Here is a 15,693-nt window from a genome sequence, read left to right as displayed (position 1 = left end):
TGGCTTTGCATGCCAGCTGGCCGTCGACCGCAATTTATTCGCCCCGCCCCATCCAGGCCACCAAAATGCCAATCAACCCCATCACCCCCGCCAGCCCCAAAATCACCCCTCTCCCCTCCATCACGCCGGCGAACACACCCACCAGCAAGCCAGCCAGCGGCTGCGACAGGTTGTTGAGCATCACGATCACGCCGGTGGTCTTGCCCAGGTCGCGAGGGGGAATGAGTTTTTGGCGCAGGCTGCGGATGTAGACGTTGAACATCTTGTCAAAGCCGATCACCAGCAGAAAACCGGTGGTGTACACCCAGAAGTTGCCGGCGAGCCCTGTCAGCAGCCCACCGGCCAGCATCACGCTGTAAGACACCAAGCCCAGTGTGCGCAACGACAGCACGGTGCGGGCGATGAACAGCAGGATGATGACGGTGGCCACCGCACCCGCGGTTTGGAGTAGCGCGTAGTCACCCGCCGTGCGTTGCAGCAGGCCGGTCACCATGGCGGCCGAGGTGGCCAACGTGACGCCGATCACCAGGTTGACGCCCGCCGCCAGTGCGATCACTGCTTTCAGCCCCGGCAGATGCAGCACCTGCGCAAACGCGGTGCGAATGGGTGCGGCCCAATGGCCGGGAGCGGCTTCGGGCGCGGCGAGCGTGACGACGTTCTGCCGCTGCCACAAGGTGACGGCGCCATCGGCAATCAGAAAAAATCCCGCCGTCGCGCCGACGACCATGGGCCAGGGCATCCAGCGCAGCAACAGCGATGCCAGCAAGGGACCCAGCACCATGCCGAGCTGGTCGGCAATTTGCGCATGGGCCAGCACCTTTTCAAAGCGGTGCTGCCTGAAGATCTGCGGCAGCATGACTTCGCGGGCCATCAGGCCTTGCGTCGTCAACACACCGCACACGGCAGACAGCGCAATCAGCCAGCCGACACCGCCTACCCACTGAAACGCCACCACGCCTGCTATGCAGACCAGTGCGCGGTAGAGCTGGCTGATGCGCAGCAGCTTGAGGGGTGACATACGGTCGCACAGCGCGCCGCAGACGGGAAAAGACAAAAAGCGCGGAAGCGTCTCAAGCGTGAAGGCGATGCCCGACCAGGCGACGCTGCCGGTGGTTTCGAACACCACCAGAGGAACCAGAAAGAGCAGTATCTGGTCGGCGAGCCTGGAGAAAAAGAGTGAGGTGTAAAACGGCCGGCCGTCCGCGTTGGCGCCGTCGTTGTGGTTATCTCGCACCCCTGCTCCCATGGCGTCCCGCCTGCGGGCGGGCCAGATGTCTTGCGCATCTGGCTGTTGTTTTAAATGCTATTGTTTTAATAGCTGCTTGCGCCCGTCCAAATTGGGCTTCAGGCACTTTTTATATATAAAACCCGTTCATCCTCTGGAGCGCTTGCCTCAACCGCGGTCAACCCCGTCTTCTTCAGGCCAGTCGCGAATGTAGGCCTTGAGCATCTTGTTTTCGAAGTTCTGGCTGTCCACCACGGCCTTGGCCACGTCGTAGAGGCTGATCACGCCCATCATGACTTTCTGGTTCATCACCGGCATGTAGCGCGCGTGGCGTTCCAGCATCATGCGGCGGACTTCGTCGAGTTCGGTTTCAGAAGTGCAGGTGAGCGGGTGGTCGTCCATCGCGGTGCGCACCAGCGTGCTGCCGATCTCGCCGCCGTTTTTGACGATGCAGACGATCACCTCGCGGAAGGTCAGCATGCCGACCAGGTCGCCGTGCTCCATCACCACCAGAGAACCGATGTCTTTCTCGGCCATGATCTGGGCCGCCTTGGCAAGGGGTTCGTCAGGCTGGACGGTGTAAAGCGTGTTGCCCTTAACGCGCAGTATGTCAAGAACCTTCATTGCCTTCTCCTCGGTTGTGGTGCCAGCCGCTGCCGGCGCGGTATTCATTGTCCCACCGTCCTGCGGCGAAGGGAAACTCAGTTTAAATATAGCCCACAATCAAATGGCTGGCTGTAACGATTTCCCGGCTCTGCGAGCAGCGCGCAATCGGCCCGCAGCATGGCCTGCCACTTTTTTCTACTGGAGACAATTCCATGCCCGGTTATTCCGATCCCGGCTTTGACACTCTGGCCTTGCACGCCGGTGCGGCGCCAGACCCGAGTACAGGCGCGCGCGCCGTGCCGATTCACCTGACCACCTCCTTTGTGTTTGAGTCGAGCGAGCATGCGGCCAGCCTGTTCAACCTCGAACGCGCAGGTCACGTCTATTCGCGCATCAGCAACCCGACCAACGCGGTGCTGGAGCAAAGGGTGTCGGCGCTGGAAGGCGGCATAGGTGCCATCGCCACGTCCAGCGGCCAGGCTGCATTGCATCTGGCAATCGCCACGCTGATGGGAGCCGGTTCGCACATCGTGGCCAGCACGGCGCTTTATGGCGGCAGCCAGAACCTGCTGCACTACACCTTGCGCCGCTTTGGCATAGACACCACCTTCGTCAAGCCCGGCGACCTGGACGGCTGGCGCGCCGCAGTGCAGCCCAACACCAAACTCTTCTTCGGTGAAACCGTCGGCAACCCGGGGCTGGACGTGCTGGACATCGAAGCGGTATCGGGCATTGCGCACAGCGCCGGTGTGCCGCTGCTGGTGGACTCCACCCTCACCTCGCCCTGGCTGATCAAGCCCTTTGACCACGGCGCCGACCTGATCTACCACTCGGCCACGAAATTTTTGAGCGGCCACGGCACCGTCATAGGCGGTGTCGTTGTGGACGGCGGCAGCTTCGACTGGGAAAAATCCGGCAAATTCAAGGAACTGACCGAGGCCTATGAAGGCTTTCACAACATGGTCTTCAGCGAGGAAAGCACCGTGGGCGCCTTCCTGCTGCGCGCCCGGCGCGAAGGCCTGCGCGACTTCGGCGCCTGCATGAGCCCGCACACGGCCTGGCTGATCTTGCAGGGCATTGAAACCCTGCCGCTGCGCATGGCACGGCACATGGGCAACACCGAAAAGGTCGTGCAGTTCCTGGCCAGCCACCCCTTGGTGTCGCGTGTGGGGCATCCCATGCTCGAATCACATTCCAGCCACGCGCTGGCCAAAAAACTTCTGCCGCGCGGCGCCGGTTCGGTGTTCAGCTTCGACATCAAAGGCAACCGCGAACAGGGCAAGGCTTTTATCGAGGCGTTGAAAGTCTTCAGCCACCTGGCCAACGTGGGCGACTGCCGCAGCCTGGTGATTCACCCGGCCAGCACCACGCATTTCCGCATGAGCGACGACGCGCTGGCGGCCGGCGGCATCACGCAGGGCACGATTCGCCTGTCAATCGGCCTGGAAGACCCGGATGACCTGCTGGACGACCTCAAGCGCGCCCTCAAGGCCGCCGAGAAAGCGGGAGCCTGAAACATGTACCTCGACGTCAAGGGCCATAAAACCTATTGCTACACCGGCGGCAAGCCATTTGATGCCACCCGGCCCACGGTGGTGTTCATCCACGGTGTGCTCAACGACCACAGCATCTGGATATTGCAGACCCGCTACTTCGCACACCATGGCTTCAACGTATTGGCGCCAGACCTGCCGGGCCACTGCAAAAGCGCAGGTGAGCCACCGCGCTCGGTGGAAGAAGCGGCCGATTTCATCCTCGCGCTGCTCGATGCGGCCGGCGTGAAAGCCGCCGTCCTGGTGGGCCACAGCTTTGGCTCCCTCACGGCGCTGCAGGCGGCCGCCATCGCGCCGCAGCGCGTGACGCGCCTCGCGCTGCTGGGCACTGCCGCGCCGATGAAGGTCTCGCCCGCCCTGCTGGACAGCGCGCTGAACCAGCCCCTGAAGGCGATCGACATGGTCAACACCTTCTCGCACTCCATGCTGGCGCCCCCGCCTTCATCGCTCGGCCCGGGCACGTGGCTGTACGGCGGCTCAAAGGCCCTCATGCGGCGGGTGCTGGCCAGCAATGCGCAGGTCAACCTGTTTCACCGCGGCTTCAAGGCCTGCGACGACTACACCGGCGCTGAAGCCGCCATGGAAAAGGTGCAGTGCCCGGTGCTGTTCATCCTGGGGAAAAGCGATTCCATGACCTTGCCCCGAATGGCCGCGCCACTGCAGACCAGGGCAAAAAACAGCAGGACCGTACTGCTGCAGGCCGGCCACCAGATGATGACCGAAGCGCCCGAGGGCGTTTTGTTTGCCTTGAAGGACTTCCTGCAGCCATGAACGGGCTGAGCGTTACGCCGGCCATGACGCGGCAGCGGGCGCAGGACATCGCGGCCTCTTTCGACTTGCGCGCGCTGCCGCCAGACTTCTATGCCAATCCGTATCCGGTGTATGCGCTGCTGCGTGAAACCGAGCCCGTCAAACACATGCCCGACGGTTCTTATTTCCTCACCCGCTACGCCGACCTGACGGCCGTGTACCGTGATGCGGACACCTTCAGTTCTGACAAGAAGGTGGAGTTCGAGCCCAAGTACGGCGCTGCCTCACCACTTTTTGAGCACCACACCACCAGCCTGGTGTTCAACGACCCGCCGCTGCACACGCGCGTTCGCAAGCTGATCATGGGCGCGCTCACGCGGCGCGCCATTGCCGGCATGGAGCCCGGCCTTGTCACACTGGTCGATGGCCTGCTTGACGGAATCGAAGCCAGGGGCGGCGGTGATTTGATCGAAGACTTCGCCTCCGCCATTCCGGTGGAAATCATCGGGAACCTGCTGGGCGTACCGCATGCTGACCGGGAACCGCTGCGCGGTTGGTCGCTGGCCATTCTGGGGGCACTGGAGCCCCGATTGACGCCTGAACAGGAGGCCTTGGGCAATCGCAGCGTGCGCGAGTTCACCGCTTACCTCAGCGACCTGGTGGCAGACCGGCGTAAACACCCGGGGGACCCTGAACACGACGTGCTGACACGGCTGATCGGGGCTGAAACGCCGGGCGATGCACTGCAGGAGACCGAGTTGCTGCAGAACTGCGTGTTCATTCTCAACGCCGGCCATGAAACCACGACCAACCTGATCGGCAATGCCCTGGTCCTGCTGCAGGAATGGCCGCAGGCCAGGCAACATTTGCTATCAAAATTAGAGCTGCTTGCGCAGGCAGATCAAGGGCTGCAGGCCGATTTGACTGTTGAAATCGATGAATTTCTGCGTTTTGAGTCGTCCAACCAGCTAAGCAACCGGCGCACGCTCAAGGCGTGCCAGGTAGGCGGCGTCGATTTGCCGGCAGGTGCGTTGCTGACCTTGTGCATTGGCGCCGCCAACCGTGACCCGGCGCAGTTTGTTCATCCTGAGCAGCTCGACCTGGCGCGCCAGGACAACCGCCATCTGGCCTTCGGATTCGGCATTCACCAGTGCGCAGGCCTCAGTCTCGCGCGGCTTGAGGGCCGTGTCGCCATCGGCCGCTTTCTGCAGCGCTTTCCCCACTACCGTTTGACCGTCCCGCCCGTGCGGGGTGGCCGCGCGCGGTTCCGCGGGTTTTTGAACGCGCCGTTTTCTACCGGGGAATGACAGCCGCTCAGGTCGGCCCGGCGTACGGGGCGGCTTCCAGCGCTTGCAGCAGTGCGTGTATCAGGGGCGAATGAGGCATGGCTTCGGCGGCGGGATCAGTCAGCGAATCGAGCAACCGCGAAAGGGTTTGTGCATGCGGCGCCAAAGGGCCGAAGAATTTTGTGCCGCCTGCATCCGCAACCAGCAGCGTGGGAAAAGTTTCGACTTCAATATCCCCGACAAGATCGGCCCGGTCCTCAATGTCCAGCCAGACAAACCGGTGGTCCGGATAACGCCGCGCCATGCCGGAAAAGACGGACTCATAGTCCCGGCACAAGCCGCACCAGTCGGCGCAAAGGCAAACCACCCAGCGCGCCAAGGCGGGCGCTGCCGGTACGCGTGGCGACGCAGAGCTGAGGCCGTAAGGTGTGTCTGGATACAACGCGGAGGGCACGTAAATAGGGGTGAGGAAAGCGCAAGGACCGCAGGCGGGCAGGGTTGACTATTATGGCCAGCGCCGCAGAATAAGGAGCGCCACCGGTTATCCGGCGCAGGAGACAAAGCCATGAACGCCATGCACCCCGATGCAGACCCCAGTATCGCCACACCTGTAGACGCGCGCAGTTTCAAATCCTTTGCGGACTTTTACCCCTTCTACCTGGGTGAACACCGCAATCCGACCTGTCGCCGCCTCCACTTCGCCGGCTCCACTCTTTCGCTGCTATGCCTGCTGGCGTTGCTGGCCACCCGCAATCCCTGGTGGCTACTGGCCGCATTACTGTGCGGCTATGGATTTGCCTGGGTGGGGCATTTTGCGTTTGAGAAAAACAGGCCTGCCTCATTCAAGCGCCCGCTCTACAGCTTCATGGGCGACTGGATGATGTACCGCGACATGTGGGCACACGCATTGCGACGCGTGAGCGGCCGCTGAATTTGGGGAGGCGCTGTGGCCTGCAGCGCCGCAGTTCAGGATTCCAGTGACGACAGGGGACTGGTTTTTAATGCCTTCAGGCAGGCTGCGCCCGCCTGCAAAGCGGCTTCATGGGTGGGATACGGGTGGTCAGAACCTTCTATGCGCAGGTCCGCTGTGTGCTCTTCGGCCGACAGCTGCGTGACCACCCAGTAAAAAAGCCCTGCTGACGGCTCCTTCACCCGCACAGCCAAGGGGCCGGGCGCATTGGGAAGGACCGCACTCATAAAGACCGCCCGAGCTCAGTGCTCACGTCCACGGCAACGGGGCCCACTTGGGCCACCGCCACGCGCAGTTCCAGCTCACTGCAATCGAGCGCGCTGACCCAATATTTCAGGGACGCTTCTTCGTTGATGTTGATGGGCTCGTTTTTCAGAGCCGGGTCAGCAATCAGGGTCGAGGGTGTTTTCACGGTTCTCTCCAGCTTGGTTGTCAATGAAGGGCATTGCATCAGATGGAAAGAATCGTCGCGTAAGCATGAACGCGCCCTTGTAAGAATTTCTCCCGCGGGCCTGAAGGCCTGACGAGAGAAAATTTGTGCGGTGCACCAAAATAATCTTTACAAGGCTTACGTGACCCAACGCCTTGTTGCAGCTTGAGGGAAAACCGGCCCGAAATCCCTCTCAGGCTTGAGTTTTAGAAGTGCGGGTGGAGGGGGCTGTGCCGGAATGCGCAGCCGGGTTATCCGGGGTCCGTTTGCTGGCGTACGCCTTATAGAGCTTTGCAGCCAGGCCAGAGGTGAGCGCCAGAACAAATAATTTCTTCAGCATGAAGTTCTCCTTGAGTTGATGAAATGGAGGCTGCTACACGGCAGGGCAAGAAGCCCCACGTGTTGCGTAGCAACCACTGGTTCATCGTAAGAAGATGGCGCTGGGCCGAACGTGCGCCCGGACCGCTGCCGCTTGTGCGGTATTTCTGACTTGGTGGGAACGCGCGGCGCTAAAGGCTAAAGGCCTGGTTCGCCCTCTACCCGGATCCCCAGCTGCTTGACCTTGACGCGTTGCTCAACGGCCTGGCTCCACAATTCGAAGTCTTCGTTGGTGGGCGCAGGCCCTTCCCCGGTCTGGTAGGCCCACATCTTGGCAGTGAGTTCGTCGTAGATCCGCTTGGCCTCCAGATGCGCCTGCCGCTCGCGCACGATGGCACCTTCCAATTTTTCCCTGGCTGGCGTTTTTGATGGCATGTTGGGTATGTGAAAAATCAAAACCCGGATTTTGTTACAAAGCGGCAGTTGTAACAAGTATCCCCAAAGCCCAAACGGCTTCCCGCTTTTATACACCCCGTGCGCTGCTCGGCGCAGAGAGAGTTAGTTACAGCGCGTCCCGCAGGCGTATCCCCGGCCACCCCGCTTTTTCCCACAGGTTTTGCAGTGCATCGGCCTTGTCAAGCAGCAGTTGCCGCATCAGCGGCTCCAGCGGCGTGGCATCGGGGTCGGCCAGCAAGAGGTACCGCGCCTCCGCTTCGCCCTCGGCTTCATTGAGCTGACCGACCCAGTCCAATGCGACCAATGCCTCCAGGACGGGCTCCAGCTGCAATCCGTCCACCTGGAGCAACTCGGCCAGCTGCGACGCGCTGACGCCCCTGCGCGGCATGGCCAGTGCCCGATGCAATTGCTGAAGCACTTCGATGGCCAACTGAAAAGACCAGCCATGGGCACTGCCGCGGCGCGCCACCCCGGCCAGCAGGCTGGGCAGGTAGGCCGCAATCACGGCGCCCATCAGTACGATGACCCACGACACGTAGATCCACACCAGCAAGATAGGCAGGGTGGCGAAGGCCCCGTACACCAGGGAATAAGTGGGCACGGCCCCCAGGTACAGACTCAAGGCGCGTTTGGCCAGCTCGATACCGGCCGCCACAAACAGGCCGCCCACCCAGGCGTGCGACCATTTCACATAGGTGTTGGGCACGTAGCGGTACAGCGTCGCCATGCCCGCGGCTACCAGGAAAAACTGCAGGATGCTGAGCAGAAAACGCAGGCTCACCGGCAAAGCCCCGACCAGACCGCCCGACGCGGACAGCACATAGGACGTCACCGCGAGGCTGGCCGCGAGCAGCAGGGGTCCGAGGGTGATGGCCGCCCAGTAGATCAGTACACGCTGCGCAAGCGGCCGCGCCTTCCGGACACGCCAGATGCCGTTGAGCGTTCGGTCGATGGTCAGGATCAGCGCGATCGCGGTGACCAGCAACACCGCCAGGCCGGCAATGCCCAGCTTGTTGGCTTGGCGGCTGAACTGTGTGAGGTAGCCCAGCACTTGCCGGGCAATGTTGTCGGGAATCAGGCTCTGGATCAGCCAGGCCTGCAGGGCGCCCTGAAGCTTTGAAAACATCGGGAAGGCCGTGAAGATGGCCAGCGCCACGGTAAAAAACGGCACCAGCGCGATCGAAGTGGTGAAAGTCAGGCTGCTGGCGGTGAGGCCCATGTGGTCTTCGCGAAAACGGTCGCGCAGCGTGAGCGCGGTATGGCGCCACGGGAAACGGGAGATGCCCTCCAGAACGTCTTGCAGATATGGCTGAAATTTCATCCCCGGTATCATGCCACCGACACCCAGGAACCTGCCTTAGGTTCAACGGGTTCTGATGAACATGAACAAAACAACTCAAATCAACTTCACCCGCCGCCTCGCTCTGGCGAGCCTGGCGGGACTCATCGTGCTGGGCCTGGTCTGGGAGATGTGGCTGGCGCCCATACGCCCCGGCGGCTCGCTGCTGGCGCTCAAGGTCCTGCCGCTGTGCATTCCACTGGCCGGCATCATGAAAAACCGCATGTACACCTACCGCTGGGTCAGCTTGCTGGTATGGCTGTATTTCACCGAAGGCACGGTGCGGGCATGGAGCGACAAGGCCCCCGGCAACTACCTGGGCATGATAGAAGTCACGCTGTGCCTGGTGCTTTTTGTGGCCTGCGCATTGCACGTGCGCATCCGCTTGAAAAACGCCACCCACCCGTCTACCCCTGCACCGGAAGCCCAAACACCATGAGCACGCACCCAGAACTGATTGAATCCCTGCGCCAAATCGTGGGCGCGCCCAATGTCCTCACCGAAGGCGATTTGACCGCCTGGGTGCAGGACTGGCGCAGGCGTGAAACCGGCAAGGCCCTAGCCGTGGTGCGCCCCGGCTCGACGCCGGAAGTTGCCGCTGTGGTCAAGGCCTGCGCCGCAGCGGGCGTGAGCATGGTGCCGCAAGGCGGCAACACGGGCATGGTGGTGGGCTCGACACCCGACGCCAGCGGCACGCAGGTCGTGTTGAGCCTGACGCGCATGAACAAGGTGCGCACGCTGGATGCCGGCAACCTGACCATCACCGTCGATGCCGGCTGCGTGCTGCAGAACCTGCAGGAAGCCTGCGAAAAAGCCGGCTTTCTGTTTCCGCTGAGCCTGGCCTCGGAGGGCAGCTGCACCATTGGCGGCAACCTGGGCACCAATGCCGGCGGCACCCAGGTCGTGCGTTATGGCAACACGCGCGAACTCTGCCTGGGGCTTGAGGTCGTGAATGCACAGGGTGAAATCTGGGACGGCCTCTCGGGCCTGCGCAAGGACAACACCGGTTATGACCTGCGCCATCTGTTTATTGGCAGCGAAGGCACGCTGGGCGTGATCACCGGCGCGACCATGAAGCTCTACCCCATGCCCAAAAGCCAGCTCACCGCCTTCGCCGCCGTGCCCTCGCTGGAAGCTGCCGTGCAGTTGCTGGGCCTGGCGCATGAGCACCTGGGCTCGGGCCTTACGGGATTTGAAGTCATGGGCCAGTTCGCGCTGGGCCTGGTGGCCAAACATTTCCCGCAGCAGCGCGTGCCTTTCTGGCAAGAGTCGGCCTGGTGTGTGGTGCTGGAGAACTCGGACAACGAATCGGAAGCCCATGCGCGTGCGTGTTTTGAGCGCCTGCTCGAAGCCGCCATGGAAGCCGGCTGTGTAGTCGACGCAGTGGTCGCCGAAAGCATGGCGCAGGCCCATGCGCTCTGGCACATCCGCGAGAGCATTCCGCTGGCGCAGGCCGAAGAGGGCCTGAACATCAAGCACGACATCTCGATCAATGTCTCGCGCATCCCCGAGTTTGTGGCCGAGACCAACGCCCTGCTGCTCGAACAGTTTCCCGGCGCCCGCCTGGTTGTTTACGGCCACCTGGGCGATGGCAACCTGCACTACAACGTGCAGGCGCCCGAGAACGAAGACCAGGCGCGTTTTCTGAACGAGAAGGAAACACCCATGAATGCACTGGTTTACGAAGTGGTAGACCGCTACCGCGGCTCGATCTCGGCCGAACACGGCGTCGGCAGCCTCAAGGTCGACACCCTGCCCAAGCACAAATCGCCCGTGGCGCTGAACATGATGCGAGCCATCAAACAAGGCCTGGACCCCCACAACCTGATGAATCCGGGCCGAGTGCTGAAGGCATAATTAAACCCTTGTCTGGCCGCCCCAAGCCGGCCCGGCAAAGACCCCTTCCCGCACCCAAGTCGACTGGTTTTAAATGACCCGCCCCATCCGCTCCCAGTACGAAGATTTCATGCGCCATGTGGACACCCACGGCGCCTTCAAGGCCGATCGCACCGGCACCGGCACCAAAAGCGTGTTCGGTTACCAGATGCGCTTTGACCTGAACGAGGGTTTTCCGCTGGTGACCACCAAGAAGGTCCACCTCAAGTCCATCGTGCATGAATTGCTGTGGTTTCTGCAGGGCTCGAGCGACAACAACTGGCTCAAGGCGCGTGGCGTCAGCATCTGGGACGAATGGGCGCGTGAAGACGGCGACCTGGGCCCGGTCTATGGCGTGCAGTGGCGCAGCTGGCCCACGCCTGACGGCGGCCACATCGACCAGATCACCGAAGTCATCAAGACACTTAAAACCAATCCTGATTCGCGCCGCATCATCGTGAGCGCCTGGAATGTGGCCGACCTTTCCAAGATGGCGCTCATGCCCTGCCATGCGTTCTTTCAGTTTTATGTGGCGCCATCAGAACTAGCCGGCCAGCCAGGCAGGCTCAGCTGCCAGCTCTACCAGCGCAGCGCTGACATCTTCCTGGGCGTGCCTTTCAACATCGCCAGCTATGCGCTGCTCACCCACATGGTGGCGCAGCAATGCGGGCTGGGTGTGGGCGACTTCATCTGGACCGGTGGCGACTGCCATATCTACAGCAACCACCATGAACAAGTGGCATTGCAACTGAGCCGCAAGCCCTTTGCCTACCCCACGCTGCAGATCAAGCGCAAGCCCGAAACGATCTTCGACTACCAGTTTGAAGACTTCGAGTTTCTGGACTACCAGCACCACGACGCCATAAAAGCCCCCGTGGCGGTGTGAGCGCGCATGCTCAGAAACTTGCGAAACCTCGGACCTGCCTCTGAGCGCCTGCTTAACCGAGCCGGCATCACCTCAGAGTTGCAACTACGCCAGATCGGCTCGATCAAGGCCTATCGAGCCGTACAAGCCAGCGGGCAGAAACCCTCGCTGAACCTGCTATGGGCAGTTGAGGGCGCGCTGACCGGCCAGGCCTGGCAGACCATTGCCCAGCAGGATCGGCTGTCCCTTTTATTGGCGCTGGAGCAAACACCGTGACAACGAACATCAACCTGATCTGGGCCCAGTCTGCCAACGGCGTGATCGGCAAGGACGGCACCATGCCCTGGCACCTGCCGGAAGACCTGGCGCACTTCAAACAGCTCACCCATGGATTCCCGGTCATCATGGGCCGCAAAACCTGGGACTCGCTGCCACCCAAATTCCGCCCCTTACCCGGCCGCGCCAACATCGTGATCACGCGGCAGCTTAACTGGCAGGCTAAAGGCGTTCAGCGCGCCACCAGCCTTGGACAGGCCCTGCATCTGGCGGGGGCAGCACCTGAAGTGTGGGTCATCGGTGGCGCGCAGATCTACGCGCAGGCAGAACCTCTGGCCAATCGCGCCGAGGTCACCCAAATCGCCCAGGACTTTTCAGGTGACGCCTTCGCACCGCTGCTGAGTGAACAATGGAAGCAAACCGCAAGAAGTGATCACGCCTCTTCGGGAGGCCTAAAGTTCAGCTTCGTCACTTACAACAAACGCAACACACACGAGGAGACTTGATATGTCAGGAGGCGGATTTCACGTACATGGGCCCCACGACCATGAGCTGGAGCATGCAGCCCAGGGGGGCCACGACAGCGGCGGCATGATCGCCCAGATCGCGGTCATCACGGCGATCATCGCCACCATAGGCGCCATCTTTGCCTACATGGGCGGCGCGACGCAGGCCAATGCGGGCCTTTATAAAAACAACGCCGCCATCAAGAAGACCGAAGCCTCCAACCAGTGGAATTACTTCCAGTCGAAAAGCACCAAACAGTCCCTCGCCGAACTGGCCCGCGACCTGGCACCTGAAGATAAAAAGGTGGGCTACCAGGGCAAGATAGACCGCTACGAAAAAGAAAAAAATGAGATCAAGGCGATTGCCGAGAAACTCGAAGCCGATTCCGCCGTATGGGACAAATCATCGGATGAACAAATTCACCAGCACCACCGCTGGGCACAGGCCACCACGGTGCTGCAGGTGGCCATCGCGCTGGCGGCCATTGCCCTGCTGACACGCAAGAAGTGGCTGGAATATGGCATGTTCGTCGTAGCGGGCGTGGGTTTGGTTATCGGCGTTCTGGCTTTGCTACATATTTGATAGCAGATTGCGCACGTCTTTATTGGGCTGGAGCACGAATTTATGAAAATTGCGACCTGGAACGTCAACTCGTTGACTGCGCGGCTGGCCCATGTGCAGGACTGGCTGGTGGCCAACCCGGTGGACGTGCTGTGCCTGCAAGAGCTCAAGATGACGGACGACAAATTTCCGTTGGACGCGCTCAAGGCCGCCGGCTATGAAGCAGCCGCCTTCGGTCAGAAAACCTACAACGGCGTGGCGATCCTGTCGCGCACGCCGCTGCGCGACGTGGTGAAAAACATCGTGGGGTTTGAGGACGAGCATTCACGCGTCATCGCCGCCACGGTGGATGGACCCACCGGCCCCATCCGTGTGATGAACGGCTATTTCGTCAACGGCCAGGAACCTGGCAGCGAAAAGTTCGCCTACAAAATGCGCTGGCTGAACGGCCTGCAGGCCTACGTACGCGCAGAGATGGCAGCCCACCCGCAGCTGGTGTTGCTGGGTGACTTCAACATCACGCCCGAGGACCAGGATTCGTTCGACCCCGAAGGCCTCAGGGACACCATTCACCACACGAAGGAAGAGCGCGAGCATTTCCGCCAGCTGGTGGCGCTGGGCCTGACCGACAGCTTCCGTATGTTCGAGCAGTTGCCCAAAAGCTACTCATGGTGGGACTACCGCATGCTCGGCTACCAGAAGAACCGGGGGCTGCGCATCGACCACATCCTGGTCAGCGATGCCCTCAAGCCGCAAGTCAAAGGCTGCACCATAGACCGCGTACCGCGCAAATGGGAAAAGCCCAGCGACCATGCGCCGGTGACAATAGAGCTGGCCTAACCCCCCTTTCAGGCTCACTTCGTGTAGCCTGCTCCCCCCTCAGGGGGCGGCGCCTGGGGCCGGCGAAGCCGGACCCTCGGCCCCCACTGGTGAATGCTCTCGCTGGGTTACGCCACTGAGCTCTTCAACCCAGCATGAGCCGTGGAACCGGCTTCGCCGGGCCACAGGCGGGCGGCCCCCTCGGGGGGCAGGGAGCTACACGAAGTGAGCGACCGTGGGGGCCCCATCACTCCAGATTGAGTTCCTGAATCTTGCGCGTGATGGTGTTGCGGCCGATACCCAGCTTTTGTGCCGCTTCGATGCGCCGCCCGCGGGTATTGACCAGCGCGGTCTGGATCAGCTTGGATTCAAAACGCCGGGTCAACACGTCCCAGACGTCGCTTCGGCCGGTGGCCAATAACGCCAGGGCTTCGGCTTCGAGACCGCTTTCCCAGCTTTGCTCCGGCCCGCTGGCGGGCGGCACTGACGCGGTGGTGGACTCCGCCCCCACATGGACAACCGCCTTGTCGGCGCCGGCACCGTTCCAATCCATCTTGGCCACCGCAGCTTTCTCCTGCTGAGCTGACGCCCTGCCCGACTCGGGGGCAACGCCCAGCACTTCGGGCGGAAGGTCCTTGGGTTCAATCACTTGCGCAGGCGCCATCACGGTGAGCCAATGGCAGATGTTCTCAAGCTGCCGCACATTGCCGGGAAAACCGAAGTTGCTCAACTGCTGCAAGGCCGTGTCGGAAATCCGTTTAGGCTCGACGCCGAGCTGTTTGGCGCTTTGCTGCAGGAAGTGGCGCGTCAGCATGAACACGTCTTCACGGCGCTCGCGCAGCGCGGGCAGGCGCAGGCGGATCACGTTCAAGCGATGGAACAAATCTTCGCGGAAGCCGCCTTCCTTGACGCGCTGCTCCAGATCCTGATGGGTGGCCGCAATCACGCGCACATTGGCCTTGACGGCGTTGTGTCCACCTACGCGGTAGAAGTGACCGTCGCTCAGTACACGCAACAGCCGGGTCTGCAAGTCAAACGGCATGTCGCCGATTTCATCCAGAAAGAGCGTGCCGCCCTCGGCCTGCTCAAAGCGGCCGCGGCGCATGGTTTGCGCGCCGGTGAAGGCGCCGCGCTCGTGTCCGAACAGCTCGCTCTCAAGCAGATCTTTCGGAATGGCCGCGGTGTTGATGGCCACAAAAGGCCCGTTGGCGCGCGGCGAATGCTTGTGCAGCGCGCGCGCCACCAGTTCTTTGCCGGAGCCCGATTCGCCGGTGATCATCACGGTCACCATGCTTTGACTCAAACGCCCGATGGCGCGGAAAACGTCCTGCATGGCGGGCGCCTGGCCGAGCATTTCGGGCGCGGCCGACATACGCTCTTCGGCGACCTCTTCGCGCTGACTTTCTTCGACCGCGCGGCGGATGAGCTCGACAGCCTTGGGCAGGTCAAACGGCTTGGGCAGGTATTCGAAGGCGCCGCCCTGAAAGGCGGACACGGCGCTGTCGAGGTCGGAGAAGGCCGTCATGATGATGACAGGAAGGCCAGGGAGCTTTTCCTTGACCTTTTCGAGCAGGTCCAGGCCTGAGCCCCCGGGCATCCGGATGTCACTCACAAGAATTTGCGGTCCCTCGTCCTCTGTCGCGTTTTCCAGAGCTGCAAGAACTTCCCGGGGATTGGTGAAACTGCGCGTGGGCAGCTCCTCGCGGAGCAGGGCCTTTTCCAGAACAAACCGGATGGACTGGTCATCATCAACGATCCAGATCGGTTTCATTTGTGCAGTCCCTTTTTTCGTGCTTTCAATGCAGGGTTCTTTGAAAACCCTCTGCACGATCGCGTTATGTATCAATCATGGCGAAA

Annotated in this window: 20 protein-coding genes; 11 read left to right on the top strand and 9 right to left on the bottom strand. The window is 61.7% G+C overall.

Features of this window, described 5'->3' with window-relative positions; genetic code table 11:
- Nucleotides 1-34: 34 nt before the first annotated feature.
- Both ABI546_RS01330 and ABI546_RS01325 read right to left on the bottom strand, forming a co-directional pair.
- Nucleotides 35-1,246, bottom strand: coding sequence for an MFS transporter (locus tag ABI546_RS01330; protein WP_348043322.1), 1,212 nt, complete (start codon nt 1,244-1,246; stop codon nt 35-37).
- A gap of 147 nt (nt 1,247-1,393) precedes the next feature.
- Nucleotides 1,394-1,849, bottom strand: coding sequence for a CBS domain-containing protein (locus ABI546_RS01325; RefSeq protein ID WP_348043321.1), 456 nt, complete (start codon nt 1,847-1,849; stop codon nt 1,394-1,396).
- Nucleotides 1,850-2,043: 194 nt separating this feature from the next.
- Between ABI546_RS01325 and ABI546_RS01320 the strand changes: the two genes are divergently transcribed.
- From ABI546_RS01320 to ABI546_RS01310, 3 genes are read left to right on the top strand one after another with little or no spacing between them, the layout of a single operon-like run.
- A complete protein-coding gene (locus ABI546_RS01320) occupies nt 2,044-3,345 on the top strand; it encodes an O-acetylhomoserine aminocarboxypropyltransferase (protein WP_348043319.1) in 1,302 nt (433 codons plus the stop codon).
- A gap of 3 nt (nt 3,346-3,348) precedes the next feature.
- Nucleotides 3,349-4,155, top strand: coding sequence for an alpha/beta hydrolase (locus ABI546_RS01315; RefSeq protein ID WP_348043318.1), 807 nt, complete (start codon nt 3,349-3,351; stop codon nt 4,153-4,155).
- A complete protein-coding gene (locus tag ABI546_RS01310) occupies nt 4,152-5,441 on the top strand; it encodes a cytochrome P450 (RefSeq protein ID WP_348043317.1) in 1,290 nt (429 codons plus the stop codon). Before ABI546_RS01315 ends, ABI546_RS01310 begins: the two co-directional genes overlap by 4 nt.
- 7 nt (nt 5,442-5,448) lie before the next feature.
- Here the strand turns inward: ABI546_RS01310 and ABI546_RS01305 are convergent, their stop codons facing one another.
- Entirely contained in the window at nt 5,449-5,874 is a 426-nt protein-coding gene (locus ABI546_RS01305; RefSeq protein WP_348043315.1) for a thioredoxin family protein, read from the bottom strand.
- Between the two features lie 111 nt (nt 5,875-5,985).
- On the opposite strand from ABI546_RS01305, the gene ABI546_RS01300 reads away from it, so the two are divergent.
- The gene (locus tag ABI546_RS01300; protein WP_348043313.1) at nt 5,986-6,351 is read left to right on the top strand and encodes a DUF962 domain-containing protein; all 366 of its coding nucleotides are present in this window, start codon (nt 5,986-5,988) and stop codon (nt 6,349-6,351) included.
- Nucleotides 6,352-6,386: 35 nt separating this feature from the next.
- On the opposite strand, the gene ABI546_RS01295 is transcribed toward ABI546_RS01300, so the two are convergent.
- The 5 genes from ABI546_RS01295 to ABI546_RS01275 all read right to left on the bottom strand — a co-directional run bounded on the left by ABI546_RS01295 (nt 6,387) and on the right by ABI546_RS01275 (nt 8,915).
- The gene (locus ABI546_RS01295) at nt 6,387-6,617 is read right to left on the bottom strand and encodes a hypothetical protein (protein ID WP_348043311.1); all 231 of its coding nucleotides are present in this window, start codon (nt 6,615-6,617) and stop codon (nt 6,387-6,389) included.
- Nucleotides 6,614-6,802, bottom strand: coding sequence for a DUF3606 domain-containing protein (locus tag ABI546_RS01290; protein ID WP_348043309.1), 189 nt, complete (start codon nt 6,800-6,802; stop codon nt 6,614-6,616). Before ABI546_RS01290 ends, ABI546_RS01295 begins: the two co-directional genes overlap by 4 nt.
- A 211-nt stretch (nt 6,803-7,013) precedes the next feature.
- Nucleotides 7,014-7,160: a hypothetical protein gene (locus ABI546_RS01285; RefSeq protein ID WP_348043307.1), complete on the bottom strand. Its 147-nt coding sequence runs from the start codon at nt 7,158-7,160 to the stop codon at nt 7,014-7,016.
- A gap of 176 nt (nt 7,161-7,336) precedes the next feature.
- Nucleotides 7,337-7,573, bottom strand: a complete 237-nt coding sequence (locus tag ABI546_RS01280; RefSeq protein ID WP_348043305.1) for a hypothetical protein — start codon at nt 7,571-7,573, stop codon at nt 7,337-7,339.
- Between the two features lie 127 nt (nt 7,574-7,700).
- Nucleotides 7,701-8,915, bottom strand: coding sequence for a YihY family inner membrane protein (locus ABI546_RS01275; RefSeq protein WP_348043303.1), 1,215 nt, complete (start codon nt 8,913-8,915; stop codon nt 7,701-7,703).
- 61 nt (nt 8,916-8,976) lie between these two features.
- On the opposite strand from ABI546_RS01275, the gene ABI546_RS01270 reads away from it, so the two are divergent.
- The 7 genes from ABI546_RS01270 (at nt 8,977) to xth (ending at nt 13,857) form a co-directional block, all read left to right on the top strand.
- On the top strand, nt 8,977-9,372 hold the full coding sequence (locus tag ABI546_RS01270) for a DUF2069 domain-containing protein (protein ID WP_348043301.1): 396 nt from the start codon (nt 8,977-8,979) through the stop codon (nt 9,370-9,372).
- Nucleotides 9,369-10,790: an FAD-binding oxidoreductase gene (locus tag ABI546_RS01265; RefSeq protein ID WP_348043300.1), complete on the top strand. Its 1,422-nt coding sequence runs from the start codon at nt 9,369-9,371 to the stop codon at nt 10,788-10,790. The genes ABI546_RS01270 and ABI546_RS01265 overlap by 4 nt, the downstream gene beginning before the upstream one ends.
- Nucleotides 10,791-10,863: 73 nt before the next feature.
- Nucleotides 10,864-11,694, top strand: coding sequence for a thymidylate synthase (locus ABI546_RS01260; RefSeq protein ID WP_348043299.1), 831 nt, complete (start codon nt 10,864-10,866; stop codon nt 11,692-11,694).
- Between the two features lie 6 nt (nt 11,695-11,700).
- Nucleotides 11,701-11,949, top strand: coding sequence for a TfoX/Sxy family protein (locus ABI546_RS01255; RefSeq protein ID WP_348043298.1), 249 nt, complete (start codon nt 11,701-11,703; stop codon nt 11,947-11,949).
- Nucleotides 11,946-12,455: a dihydrofolate reductase gene (locus tag ABI546_RS01250; protein ID WP_348043297.1), complete on the top strand. Its 510-nt coding sequence runs from the start codon at nt 11,946-11,948 to the stop codon at nt 12,453-12,455. The genes ABI546_RS01255 and ABI546_RS01250 overlap by 4 nt, the downstream gene beginning before the upstream one ends.
- 1 nt (nt 12,456) lies before the next feature.
- Nucleotides 12,457-13,038, top strand: a complete 582-nt coding sequence (locus tag ABI546_RS01245) for a DUF4337 domain-containing protein (RefSeq protein ID WP_348043296.1) — start codon at nt 12,457-12,459, stop codon at nt 13,036-13,038.
- Between the two features lie 42 nt (nt 13,039-13,080).
- Complete coding sequence (gene xth / locus ABI546_RS01240) at nt 13,081-13,857, top strand: exodeoxyribonuclease III (protein ID WP_348043294.1); 777 nt, start codon at nt 13,081-13,083, stop codon at nt 13,855-13,857.
- A gap of 226 nt (nt 13,858-14,083) precedes the next feature.
- Here xth and ntrC read toward each other — a convergent pair whose 3' ends face one another.
- Entirely contained in the window at nt 14,084-15,607 is a 1,524-nt protein-coding gene (gene ntrC, locus ABI546_RS01235; protein ID WP_348043292.1) for a nitrogen regulation protein NR(I), read from the bottom strand.
- Nucleotides 15,608-15,693 lie beyond the last annotated feature (86 nt).

It is taken from the genome of Polaromonas sp., assembly GCF_039932935.1.
Classification (GTDB): Bacteria; Pseudomonadota; Gammaproteobacteria; order Burkholderiales; family Burkholderiaceae_C; genus Polaromonas.
The sequence above is the reverse complement of the archived record's forward strand: the minus strand, read 5'-3'. Positions and strand labels throughout refer to the sequence as shown.